Origin of the sequence: Cellulophaga sp. HaHaR_3_176, assembly GCF_019021925.1 — a bacterium.
In the GTDB taxonomy this organism is placed as follows: Bacteria; Bacteroidota; Bacteroidia; order Flavobacteriales; family Flavobacteriaceae; genus Cellulophaga.
The window spans coordinates 2,503,244-2,516,138 of record NZ_CP058990.1; the positions used below are offsets into that span (position 1 = coordinate 2,503,244).

A 12,895-nucleotide genomic window follows, 5' to 3' on the forward strand; every position below is an offset into this window, starting at 1 on the left:
ATCTTGCTCAAATCATTATTAATTATAAAAAACAAAGAAAATGGAACGATTAAGTAAAAAATACATCAGCACAAAAAAAATGGAGTGGGAAGTACTTGGTGGAGGTGTATCTAGACAATTTTTAGGTTACGATAACCAAATCATGATGGTAAAAGTAAAATTTGACAAAGGTGCATTAGGTGCTCCTCATCAACATTTTCATACACAAGCTACTTTTTGTGTTTCAGGTAAATTTGAATTTGAAATTGATGGTGAAAAGAAAATCGTAGAAGCAGGAGATGGTGTTTACATTGAGCCTAACTTATTACACAGTGCAGTTTGCTTAGAAGAAGGAATGCTAATTGATACATTTAGCCCTGTAAGAGAAGATTTCTTAAGTGGTGGTGGTGTGTCTTATTTCGGAGACAAATAGTCATAAATAAAAAATAATTTACTCTAAGCTCAAAGATTCAAAACTGATTCTTTGAGCTTTTTTTCATTACATCATTTTCCTCACTTTCTTAGGCAATATTAAATCAAACTCTTCTCTCACTTGCTTAAACTAAAATATTATTCAGATAATCCATTTATATGATGATATCTGAGGATTATATTAGCAAAATTAATATCGAATTTTTTCTTAAGTTTATAAGCTATTAACTATACACGACTATATCGGCGTAAATGTGTAATACAAGAAAAACATAAATTACAAAAGAACCACAAAGTGAACTTTATTAACTTTAATAATTTTTATGAGCATATTTAATCTATTCAAACAAAGAAAAAAAGATAAAACGGAATTTAAATTTAATGATGCTGAAAACAAAGCTGTTTTTACTTGCAACCACGTGACAGATGAAAAAAGCCCAATTTTATACGCATCACACGATAGTGACGGAGATTGGCAATTCTTATGTGGACAAAATAATCACGCAGAAGAAACTGCGAAAATTATTTCTTTGAAAAACGCAGTAGAATTAGATAATACTTTAAATGAATTATTTGAAATGCCTATTGGAGTTGGAGCTGAACGGGATGGAATTGGAAAAAAATGGAAACCGTTTAGAATTTAATTGGAGTTGATAATTAAAAAAAATATAACACGACAACACAGCTTATAAAAATTTGTTATTTTTAACTTAAACAACATTAGTTATTCTGTTTACTACTTCTTATTTTTATAAGGAAAATACTTTCGACAAAACACAACTATTCTTACATATAACCGTTATAAAGTAATAAATTATATTACGAAACATAGACTTGCAATTGAAACTCAATTAAATTATTAAGTGAGTTACAAATTTCAATAGTACTAGAGTTACAGAAAATGTAAGAACATTTTACTCCTCTTGAATTGGAAAATAAAAGTAATAATAAAAGAGTTTTAATTTTCGAATTAGATATTATTTAGGATCATCATACAGTAAAAATAATTTATAAATGCAACGCTTCTCCATTAGGATATTCTTAACCTCTGTATTATACATCCTAACAATATTGGGGCTTAATGCGCAATCTAGCAATCAATTTTTAGAGAAAATTGAAATTAAAAATGGGCTTTCATCAAATTATCCTACAAGTCTTATTGAAGACTCTAATGGATTTATTTGGATTGGCACCAATAATGGATTAAACCGATACGATGGTTATAAACCTAAAGTATTCAAGTATGATCCAAAGGATAGCAACACAATCTCAGAAAATTGGATTACTAGTTTATTAGAAGATTCTAATGGCGATATATGGATTGGAACAGAAGGTGGCGGCCTAAACCTGTACAATACAACTACAGGGGCTATAACTAGATTTATTCACAAAAAAAATGATTCCACTACTATTAGTAGCGACGTAGTAAACAGAATATACGAAGATAGTAAGTCAAGAATTTGGATTAGCACAAAAAATGGATTGAATTTACTGGATCGTTCTAAGCAAACCTTTCAGCATTGGATACAACCTAAAGAATGTAAAAATTGTGACTATTCCATAAAAGCGGTAGCTGAAGATGACAAAGGTAACCTTTGGGTAGGAGACGAGTTTCAGGGGCTTTACTACTTCATCCCCTCAAGTGGTAAATTCACCAAAACTACTTTAAGTGATTCCAATGAAAATGCACTTCCTTCAGAATTTATAAATGATTTGTATTATTCAAAAGGTATGTTGTGGGTTGGCACAGACAATGGATTAGCGATATTAAATACACGTACTGAACCATTTAAAAAAGTATTATTAGATGAGAACGATAAAAATTCTATTGGCGAAATGTGCATATGGAAGATTTATAACGACAATGATGGGAGCATATGGTTATCTACTAATGGTAGTGGCTTAATAAATTATAATTTAAAGACACACGATATAAAAATATATAAGTCTGATGGAATCTCTGCATATAAAATAGGAAGTAATTCTATAGAAGATGTAATCGTAGATAAATCCAAAAATATCTGGATGGCAACCACAGGAAACGGATTAAACAAATTTGACTTAAAAAACTTAAACTTCAGTAGTTGGGAAAAAGACAATAATAATAGTAATTCGCTGGTTAATAATGGCGTGCGAGCAATGTTGCAAGATCTAGACGGTACCATATGGATAGGAACCAACAATGGTCTAAGCCGGTTCAATCCAAAGTCTAATCAATATAGAAATTATGTAAAGGATTTTAGTTACAGAGGTGATGTTAAAATTTCGAGAATCCGTGCTATTCATCGTTCAAAAAATAATAAAATATGGATAGGTACGCAAAGTGGTGGACTTTATAGATATGATCCAAAGCAAGATAAATTTATCTTAGAAGTAGGTTTTACAAATAACACATTAGCAAGTAGAATAGGTCATATACAAAGTATATATGAAACGGAAGATGACATATTGTTGATTGGAACTATAGGAGCTGGTATGGTTACCTACAATACAATTACAAATGAAATTAAGAGTGTATACACAAAAGATAATCCTAATAAAATCTTAACAAGCTTAACTGCTTACTGTGTATTAAAATCTTCTAACTCAGAAATATGGATAGGTAGCGACAGAGGTTTAATTTTGCTTAACACTAATACTTTTGAATTTAAATTATGGGAACATAAAGAGGCTTGCGAAAACTGTATTGTTGGAAATAAAGTTCGTTCCTTATATCGTGATAATAACAATAAAATATGGATTGGAACTAGAAGCGGCTTAGCAATATTTGACCCAGAATCTGAAAAATTTGAGCAATATAGAATAGATGACGGCCTACCCAGTGATATCATATTTGGAATTCTACCTGGCAGTGATGGTAATATTTGGCTGACAACCCCCAATGGATTGTCACAAACAAACCCGCTCAATATGCAATTTAAAAATATTACTATACCCGGAAATAATATTCTGGATATGGGTGGTCATTCTCTAGGCTTAAACGGGAATTTGCTAGTAGGAGGCACATCTGGGTTTACAATTTTTAATCCAAAAGATATCAAAAGCAATCCATACATACCTAACGTAGTTTTTACAGATGTTAAGGTTAATAATGCGCCTATAGAGTTTGATAAAAATATTTCAGAATTGAACTATATAAACTTACCCTATGATCAAAATAATTTAAACTTTGAATTTTCTGCTTTAGAATTTACAAATTCTCAAATCAATACATACAAATACAAATTAGAAGGGTTTAACGATAATTGGGTTGAATATGGTAGTAAACATGACCTTACTTTTACAAATTTAGATCCAAAAACATACGTTTTAAAAATTAAAGGCTCCAATAATGAAGGTGTCTGGAATGAACAAGAAACATCATTAACTATTATCATAAAACCACCTTTTTGGAAAACACTATGGTTTAGAATACTTAGTATTTTATTAATTATAGGAATACTTTTTACAATTTATTATTTACGTATTAAAAGATTGAAAAATACAGAAGTTATGCTTCAAAAAGAAGTGTCCAAACAAACAAAGGAACTGGTAGAAAACAACAAAAAACTAGAGGAACTACATAGAGAAAAGGACGGAATCATTGGTATTATTGCACATGACCTTAGAGGTCCTCTTAACAATATCCAAGGCCTTAGTCAACTATTAGAAAGCAATGAGAATTTAGATGAAAAACAAAAAACATACCTTAGCTATATTAATAAATCTATTAAAAGTGGCAATAGCTTAATCACAGATTTGCTTATCATGAGTAATGTAAATCACCCAGAAAAAACAATTGAATTAAAAGACATTGAGCTTTCTGATTTTATAGAAGAATGGGAAAAAAGTTATATAAAGAGATTAGAGAAAAAAGATCAAGAACTGAGAACGTTTATTGATAAAAAACCTCTTATACTTCATACAGATCAAAAATTGGTAACTCGTATTTTTGATAATTTAATGACCAACGCTATTAAGTTTTCAAACAAAGGAAGTAAAATTGATTTATCAGTAAATTCTAATAACGATTCAATATTTATTTCTTTCAAAGATTACGGCCCTGGTATATCTGAAGCTGATAGAAAAAAGGCGTTTAAAATGTTTCAAAAACTCACTGCAAGACCCACTGATGGAGAAAGCTCCCATGGGTTAGGTTTAGCTATTGTTAAAACATTGGCTGAAAAACTAAAGGGATCAATTAAAATAAAAAGCGAACTTGGGCAAGGTACTGAGTTTATTATCAATTTGCCTAAAATATCAAAATCTAGTCAATTAAGACCATAACATTTTCTCACAACCTTGGTTGTGCCGTTACATCTAAGATGTTTTAATCATACTGTTGACTACTTATATAAACGCAAAAACAATCTAGGTTTAATTGACTTTTCAACCAAGCTGCAGAAATTGGGTTAGTCAATTTCGAAATTGATTTTATCGAAAAATAAAAGTACTAGGCCTGAACTTCAGTTTATTTTAATTATACACCTTTACTTTTAAGTAACAGGGTTTACATCTCTTCACAATCAAAATAACATTCAAAAATTCAGTACATTTAAAAAATGTAAATAACACGATACAAAAAGGTTTAAATAATTCAATTTAACGTCGTAAAATCGTTCTCAATTTAAATTATTCTACCTTCAAATTAAGAAATACCAAAACTAAACCGCTGGCCTTAATTCGATAAAAAATGAAATATTATCTTATTTTTATAGTACTAACATTAATTTATTCTTGTTCAGACAAACCATCTTCTAAGAATACGTCTAAAACCAATACAGATCAAGTATTAAATAAAAAAAGCACTTCTTTAATCGTCCTTGGAACTATTCAAGATGCAGGTTCGCCACATATAGGCTGTATTAAAGAATGTTGTAAAGACCTATTTAAAAACCCTGATAAGGATAGGCAAGTTGCTGCATTAGGCTTGGTTGACAACAACTACAGTAAAAAATATTTGTTTGAGGCAACGCCAGATATCGCAAGACAAATGAAAGCGCTATCAAGAGATGATATTCAGAGTAAGAATGAAATGGTTGACGGAATTTTTTTAACCCACGCCCACATTGGTCATTATGCCGGGTTAATGTATTTAGGAAAAGAAGCGACTAATGCAAAAAACGTTACTGTATTTGGCATGCCTAGAATGAAAAGATATTTAGAAACAAACGGCCCTTGGAGCCAGCTTGTTTCAAATAAAAATATTTCATTGACTCAAATTGAAGAAGAACAATCAATTTCACTTTCGCCAAATTTAATCGTTACTCCTTTTTTAGTACCTCATAGAGATGAGTATTCTGAAACGGTTGGTTATAACATTAAAGGCCCACATAAAACTGCTTTGTTTATACCTGATATTGACAAATGGAATAAGTGGAAAAAAAGTATTGTAGAAGAAATTAAGAATGTAGATTATGCTTTTTTAGATGCTACTTTTTATAGTGGCAAAGAAATAAACAACCGTGATATTTCTGAAATTCCACACCCTTTTATGATTGAAAGCCTTGAGATTTTTAATGAACTTGATATGCCTAATAGAAATAAAGTAATATTTATTCATTTGAACCACACAAACCCAACTATTGATATAAATAGTGATGAAGCAAAAAAAATAATAAATCAAGGTTTTAATATTGCGAGAATTAATGATGTTTATGATTTGTAACCAACATACCCCCTTTACAAATGGCCGACAGCTGTCTCCTATCAATTAAGTTTAGGCAAAATAATAAAGGCTTCTAAACCTTTTCCTATAAAATGCTATTATAAAAAAATACAATAATGAAAAAAAAGATATCCATTTTCGTTCTGTTTATAGTTTTTATTACAATAACATCATTCCGTAATGATACCGTATTTGCAGAATATAAAGTAAAAGAATTTTCGTTTAAAGGGCATGATGCAAAAGTTGTTTTCCCCAATAAACAAAATAAAAATAAAAATTGGATTTGGAGGGCAAGGTTTTGGGGCCATGAACCACAAGTTGACAAAGCATTGTTAGAAAAAGGATTTCATGTTGTTTATATAGATGTTTCTAATTTGTTTGGGAATAATGAAGCTGTAAATTTGTGGAATGACTTTTATGCATTTTGCGTATCAGAATATGGTTTTAATGAAAAAGTTGTTTTAGAAGGTATGAGCCGTGGCGGTTTAATCGCATATAATTGGGCATCACAAAACACAGATAAAGTTTTTTGTATTTATGCTGATGCTCCTGTATGTGATATAAAAAGTTGGCCTGGCGGAATGTTTAATGGAGAAGGAAATTCAGAAGCTTGGCAAACTTGTTTAAAAGCATATAATTTAGATACGGTTTCGGTAAAAACATTTGATAATAGCCCAATACATAATTCTGTAAAGATTGCAAAAAGTGGCATTCCTGTTTTACACGTATTTGGCGATTCAGATAAAGTGGTACCTTATGAAGAAAATACGGCTCTATTAGCTGAAAAATTTAAAGAAGCTGGTGGTCATATCGAGTTAATACGAAAAGAAGGCGTTGGCCATCACCCCCATTCTTTAAAAGACCCTAAGCCAATCGTAGATTTTATATTGAGAAACGTTGGTAATCAGAAATAATATATAAAAACTTCAGCGTAAAATTAGATTTCTGAATTTTATAAAAAATTGAATTATAATTAAATGAAAAAATTAAAAGAATTAACTGATGCTAAAATTGAATCAGGACGAAAAGCAAATCCTGATTTTATGAATGGTGTTGATGCTATTATCAAACAAGCAAAAGCTTTTCAAGAAGGTAATGATGCTATTAAAGTCGGAGAAAAAGCTCCTGATTTTCAATTACCTAACCCTGAAGGTAAAGCAGTATCGTTAAATACATTACTAAGTACAGGCCCAGTTGTGGTTACTTTTTACCGTGGTAACTGGTGCCCATACTGTAATTTACAGCTTAGGGCATTACAAGACAGATTAGATGATATTCATACATTAGGCGCTACATTAGTTGCCATAAGCCCACAAGTACCTGACGGATCAATGACAGATGATGAAATTAGCAAAATGGACTTTATTGTACTATCTGACCAAGATGCAAAAGTTGCTTCGCAATATGGTGTGGCATGGAAGGTACCTGAGTTTTTAGCAGACCATATGCGTGTAGATAGAAATCTTGATTTAGAAAAAATAAATAATGGTAATGGTAGTATTTTACCAATACCTGCTACGTTTATAATAGGTAACGACGGGCTAATAAAATGGAATTATGTTAATGTTGATTATAGAACACGTTCTGAGCCTGATGAGATTATTGATGCCTTAAAAAGCTTATCTTAATTTACACAAGAAACTATTTAAAATTCATTAATAGTATGGTTCGTTTTTATATCTGAAATATTAAAGTAAAGCAAATAAATACTTCATTAAAATAACACGTTATTACGCTAAGCTTATAGATTCAAAAATTGATTCTATGAGCTTTTTTTATTGCACTTATTTACTATTAAAAAAAATAACACATAAGACATTATTTATATGGCTCATTTACAACGCTCTAATTTTACTTAAAAAAAATAATATCGTATTTTTTCTTAATTTTATAACCTATTAACTATATATCGCTAAATTGGCGGATAACCGTAATAGTACGGTTATCCGTACGTTAGCCACAATACCGAAAAACCAATATACCGAATGAGTAAACTGAATTTAGATGTAAGAGACAATTACGAGTATTTACAAAAATTATCGTACGAAGAAAAGAACCTCTCTACCAATCCAATTGTACTCGAACCGAAAAAAAATAATGGAGATTGGCTAAAACAATCAACAAAAATTGACCATTTTACTGTTAATGAAAACATCACATTGATTGTAGAAAAGAAATTATCTCTATACAAATATGGAATTAAATTACATTGCCCGAATTTCACGGAAAAACCATATTTTCGATTTGATTCCGATGGTCCTGCCCATAGAAATAAAACAGAATTACCTCTATCGGAACAAAAAATCACAACACCTCATTTTAATACTTACGATGAAAAAGGACAAGAATTTGCTTATAAAAGTGATACTTTAAAAAGTGAAGAAGATGCTAAAGCAATTGTAGAAAATTTGGATTTTGGAATTAGTCATTTTTTCCAAGAAACAAATATTAAAACAAATGGAAAAACAGAATACCCAGAAATAAAAGTCGATAACCCAGAGTTATTTGAAATTGAGCCTGAGACTGACCCATTAAATGGAATTGATTTTTTAGATTAGCGGAATGGATAAATTGTTAGACATATTTAAGACAATTAAAGATGATTTCTGCTCTCTCACAACTTACAAGTTGAGAGGAGAGAGTTTAGAAATAATCACGCCATTTTCTACTTTAAATAATAAGTTTGTATCTGTTTTTATAAAAGAAATTAAAGGTAAGTATGTTATTTCTGATGCTGGATGGACTGATTTAAACTACTATGATGTTAGCATTAGTGAAGAATCTGATGATATAATTGAACGGATTTTCACTTATTATAAACAAAGTTTTGGAATTTCAACAGCTTCTGACAAAGCTGGTACATTACATTATTTTAAAACTTGTTCAAATCCAAGAGATATTCCTGCAAATGTTTATGATTTAGCAAATTTTGTTGTTGGAGCTGTAAATTCTTTAGGTATTAGATACAAAGACGAGAAGGAAGAAAAAGAAAAGGAGACATTTCGAAAAGATGCTAATACTTTTTTAAAAGTCAATTATAATGACAATGTAAAACTTCAAAAACCTCTCGATGATTTACAAAACATAAAATTTAATGCATTAATTACTAAAAACTCTGATATATATTTAGTGACTTATGTAACAGGAAGTAGTGCATATTATTTCGCAAATGATTTAAGAAAAACTATTGTGAATTTTGAGATTTCAGAAAAATCAAAATACAGAAGTTTTATACGAGAAAAAGTATCTATCATAAATGACAAAGCGGATGGATATCATCCAGAGAAGTTGAGCAGTATGATGAATTTACTTAATGAAAAGGTTACGCAGGAACCAATAAAATGGACTGAAAAAGAAAAGATTTTAGAAATAATCCGATAAAAGTACTGTGGCTAACACCGTATAAAAATAATTGCGGTTTAGTGCTTAAACAAAGGTCGTTGCGTGTTTGTAACGTCTGATTTTCCTTCGGAAAATCAGACGTTACAAACACGCAACTATTCTTATACATAAACGTTACCAATAATTTTAAATAAAAAAATGAAAAAAAACTTATTAATTCAAACACTTGTAATCTTTTTAATTTTTAGTTGTAGTAAAGATGATGAACCAATACCACTTCCTGAAATTGTCACAATAAATATTTTAAATTATGACATCGATGACAGCAGTGTACTTTTAAGGGCTACTGAATTCAATAATGGTCTTACTGGTTTTTGGTCTTTAGAAAGTAATACAAATGGTGATTTTTTGGACCCAACAGACCCTACAACAACATTTAGTGCCAACCTTTTTGAAAGTCATAAAATAAGATGGACTATCTCTAATGGTTCAGATGAAATTTATGAAGAAACTACCATTCAAATTAGTGAAAATTTCACTTTAATTCAATTATTAAATGAAGGTATTGAAATAGAAGTACTTTTAAATGAATATACAATTCAAGAATTATTAGCTGCAAATGTTACTATTGAACAACTATTACAAGCAGGTGTTACTGTACAAAACCTACTAGATGCAGAAGTTACTATTGCTGAACTGCTTTCGGCTGATGTTACAATCCAACAATTATTAGATACAGGTATTTCCATACAGCAATTATTAGCTACAAATGTTACCGTTGAACAACTATTACAAGCAGGTGTTACTGTACAAAACCTACTAGATGCAGAAGTTACTATTGCTGAACTGCTTTCGGCTGATGTTACAATCCAACAATTATTAGATACAGGTATTTCCATACAGCAATTATTAGCTACAAATGTTACCGTTGAACAACTATTACAAGCAGGTGTTACTGTACAAAACCTACTAGATGCAGAAGTTACTATTGCTGAACTGCTTTCGGCTGATGTTACAATCCAACAATTATTAGATACAGGTATTTCCATACAGCAATTATTAGCTGTAAATGTTACCGTTGAACAACTATTACAAGCAAGTGTTACTTTACAAAACCTACTAGATGCAGAAGTTACTATTGCTGAACTACTTTCGGCTGATGTTACAATCCAACAATTATTAGATACAGGTATTTCCATACAGCAATTATTAGCTGTAAATGTTACCGTTGAACAACTATTACTAGCAGGTGTTACTGTACAAAACCTAATAGATGCAGAAGTACCTTTAATACAAATTGTGGAAGCTAACGTTTCTTCATTAACTCTAATAAATTTGGGCGTTTCTAAAGAAAATTTGCAAGCAGAAAATATTATTGTTGAAATTCCAGGAACAAATCTGTATGTTTTAAATTATTTAAGAGAAAAATATTCTCATCTTAGTGCTACTGATTTTTGTAATAATCTAACAACAGGAAATTTCGTTGACTGGCATCTTCCAACAATAGAAGAATTAAGACTTATTTTCACAAATAGAAGCCAAGTACTTTACGAATTTACCGATGAGGATTACTGGTCATCTACTTTTTCTCATAATGGGACGGATGAGAACGGAACAAATCCAAACTATTTTACTAAAAATATGACAACTGGATTTGAATCAACTTTTTACGGGTTTGAAAAAAGAATAATCCCTGTCATTCAACTATAAACTATTGGTAACAAGGTATAAAAAACATAGGGCGTTTCTGCTAACCCGAAAGGTCTGTGTTTATTTACAAAGTCCGCTAAATATAAAATTTGGCGTTTATAGAAGAAAAGATAAAAGCAAAATATTTATATTTAGCTAAGTAATAAACCGAAACGATAGTGCTTATCACCTGCCCTACGATTTCTTATACTTAACGTTGTAAAACATTTTAAATAAACATTGAGCTACACATTTATAACAATATTAGGTTTCCTCATAATCACACCAATCATAATTGCGTATTATTACGATTACAAAGCTAATCCGAAGGAATTTTCACTTTCAATAAAGATTCTAGGCAAAGGACTTATAAAAGGATTAATTTATGTTTCGGTCTATTTAGGAATAAACAAAGTATATGAATTGACTATCCCCTTTAATAAAAATCACGGAATAGAATTTAATTTAGAACGTGAACAACTTAAAATTCCAACTTTAAAATCGAATTGGGAGATTAGTGAATATGAATCTGAACAATTCACAACATATTGGAGGAAACCTGAACCTCATAATGGACATTTCAAGAAAGTAATTGAATACGGAATTTTAGATTGTAAAACTGAAACGGATTATTATCATAACGTAAAATTTAAAGGAACCTCCGCTTGGTCGAAATATGATTATGATAAAGAGTCATTTACCTATTTTATTGAATCACCCAATGTTGAAAAAAGAATAACACAAGTTGATGGATGGAAGGTTTTAGCTCAAACAATTTTAGACGTGGTGTCTAAAGAAGAATTCGAACATTATATTGCGGAATCAAACTAATGACTACACGATATATAGCAAATTGGGCGATTAGTGCTTAACCAAAAGGCTATTATCTATTTGCATAGTCTCCAAATCTTTTGATTTGGTATTAAAAGAGAAAAATTTAATTTGTGACTAAACAGAAAGTAACCGCTTATTTTCTGCCACAAATTACCATATATTAAACATTGTTCGTCATTAAAAACACTCTCTCAAAAATGAAATTTTATAAAATCAGACCGAATGCTGAAATAGTTGGAGAAAGAGAAGTTTATCCGAGTTGGGAATATGATGCTAACCAAGAAAATTCAGAAACGAAACTTGAACACACTACTCTACCAAATTTTAAACCTGTATTCTCAAATGTATATATAAACAGGCTAACAGATGTTATGTTTTGTAATAATATAGGAGGAAAAGGTTTTATTGTGAGTGAAAAACTAAAAAAATTATTAGCAAAACATAATATAGATACTCACAGATTTTATAACCTAAACTTATTTTATTACGATACAAAAAAGCAAGTCCTTAACAATTATTATTGGTTTCAAATTGTTTCTACTAACTTTTTAGATTGGATTGATTATAACAACTCAAAATTTTATTTATTTGATGATTTTGAAGAAAATAAAGTTATGGAATTAGACTTAAAAAATAAAGAACAATTAGCCGAGGAAGTCAAAAACACAATGAATACTGACAATATAGTTATATACGAAAAATTGACTTTCAACTCTAATTTTAAAAATTTGGATTTTTTCTATATGGATGACCTTTTTGATAATCTCTTCAATTATCCTATTGTATCTGAAAAATTAATGTATGAAATTGAAAAAAACAACATTCAATCATTTGAATTTAAAGAAGTGAATATTGTTAAGAATTAACGAAAACGAAAGCTATAACTAGCAAGGTTTTGCTGTTTAACATTAAGCTTCGTTTTACAAAGCAAAAAAAATGCTGACTTTTAAAACGTTCATCAGTATTATTTTC

General features: G+C 30.1%; 11 protein-coding genes. All 11 read left to right on the forward strand.

Annotated elements, in window-relative coordinates:
- Positions 1 to 40: 40 nt before the first annotated feature.
- The 11 genes from H0I23_RS11085 to H0I23_RS11135 all read left to right on the forward strand — a co-directional run bounded on the left by H0I23_RS11085 (position 41) and on the right by H0I23_RS11135 (position 12,789).
- Entirely contained in the window at positions 41 to 412 is a 372-nt protein-coding gene (locus H0I23_RS11085) for a cupin domain-containing protein (protein WP_216783367.1), read from the forward strand.
- 322 nt (positions 413 to 734) lie between these two features.
- Positions 735 to 1,055, forward strand: coding sequence for a hypothetical protein (locus H0I23_RS11090; protein ID WP_216783368.1), 321 nt, complete (start codon positions 735 to 737; stop codon positions 1,053 to 1,055).
- 370 nt (positions 1,056 to 1,425) lie between these two features.
- On the forward strand, positions 1,426 to 4,677 hold the full coding sequence (locus H0I23_RS11095; protein ID WP_216783369.1) for a two-component regulator propeller domain-containing protein: 3,252 nt from the start codon (positions 1,426 to 1,428) through the stop codon (positions 4,675 to 4,677).
- Positions 4,678 to 5,083: 406 nt separating this feature from the next.
- On the forward strand, positions 5,084 to 6,058 hold the full coding sequence (locus H0I23_RS11100; protein WP_216783370.1) for an MBL fold metallo-hydrolase: 975 nt from the start codon (positions 5,084 to 5,086) through the stop codon (positions 6,056 to 6,058).
- A gap of 116 nt (positions 6,059 to 6,174) precedes the next feature.
- Positions 6,175 to 6,972, forward strand: a complete 798-nt coding sequence (locus tag H0I23_RS11105; RefSeq protein ID WP_216783371.1) for a S9 family peptidase — start codon at positions 6,175 to 6,177, stop codon at positions 6,970 to 6,972.
- Positions 6,973 to 7,035: 63 nt separating this feature from the next.
- On the forward strand, positions 7,036 to 7,686 hold the full coding sequence (locus tag H0I23_RS11110) for a peroxiredoxin-like family protein (RefSeq protein WP_216783372.1): 651 nt from the start codon (positions 7,036 to 7,038) through the stop codon (positions 7,684 to 7,686).
- Between the two features lie 357 nt (positions 7,687 to 8,043).
- A complete protein-coding gene (locus H0I23_RS11115) occupies positions 8,044 to 8,616 on the forward strand; it encodes a hypothetical protein (protein ID WP_216783373.1) in 573 nt (190 codons plus the stop codon).
- 4 nt (positions 8,617 to 8,620) lie between these two features.
- Positions 8,621 to 9,439 carry a hypothetical protein gene (locus tag H0I23_RS11120; RefSeq protein WP_216783374.1) on the forward strand — a complete coding sequence of 273 codons (819 nt, stop codon included), beginning with the start codon at positions 8,621 to 8,623 and terminating at the stop codon, positions 9,437 to 9,439.
- 159 nt (positions 9,440 to 9,598) lie between these two features.
- On the forward strand, positions 9,599 to 11,110 hold the full coding sequence (locus tag H0I23_RS11125) for a hypothetical protein (RefSeq protein ID WP_216783375.1): 1,512 nt from the start codon (positions 9,599 to 9,601) through the stop codon (positions 11,108 to 11,110).
- A 402-nt stretch (positions 11,111 to 11,512) separates the two neighbouring features.
- Positions 11,513 to 11,920, forward strand: coding sequence for a hypothetical protein (locus H0I23_RS11130; protein WP_216783376.1), 408 nt, complete (start codon positions 11,513 to 11,515; stop codon positions 11,918 to 11,920).
- Positions 11,921 to 12,120: 200 nt separating this feature from the next.
- Entirely contained in the window at positions 12,121 to 12,789 is a 669-nt protein-coding gene (locus H0I23_RS11135; RefSeq protein ID WP_216783377.1) for an imm11 family protein, read from the forward strand.
- Positions 12,790 to 12,895 lie beyond the last annotated feature (106 nt).

Coding starts and splice junctions, on each gene's coding strand:
- H0I23_RS11090 (WP_216783368.1), top strand. CDS start 735: ATGAGCATATTTAATCTATTCAAACAAAGAAAAAAAGATAAAACGGAA.
- H0I23_RS11110 (WP_216783372.1), top strand. CDS start 7,036: ATGAAAAAATTAAAAGAATTAACTGATGCTAAAATTGAATCAGGACGA.
- H0I23_RS11095 (WP_216783369.1), top strand. CDS start 1,426: ATGCAACGCTTCTCCATTAGGATATTCTTAACCTCTGTATTATACATC.
- H0I23_RS11100 (WP_216783370.1), top strand. CDS start 5,084: ATGAAATATTATCTTATTTTTATAGTACTAACATTAATTTATTCTTGT.
- H0I23_RS11085 (WP_216783367.1), top strand. CDS start 41: ATGGAACGATTAAGTAAAAAATACATCAGCACAAAAAAAATGGAGTGG.
- H0I23_RS11115 (WP_216783373.1), top strand. CDS start 8,044: ATGAGTAAACTGAATTTAGATGTAAGAGACAATTACGAGTATTTACAA.
- H0I23_RS11125 (WP_216783375.1), top strand. CDS start 9,599: ATGAAAAAAAACTTATTAATTCAAACACTTGTAATCTTTTTAATTTTT.
- H0I23_RS11120 (WP_216783374.1), top strand. CDS start 8,621: ATGGATAAATTGTTAGACATATTTAAGACAATTAAAGATGATTTCTGC.
- H0I23_RS11135 (WP_216783377.1), top strand. CDS start 12,121: ATGAAATTTTATAAAATCAGACCGAATGCTGAAATAGTTGGAGAAAGA.
- H0I23_RS11105 (WP_216783371.1), top strand. CDS start 6,175: ATGAAAAAAAAGATATCCATTTTCGTTCTGTTTATAGTTTTTATTACA.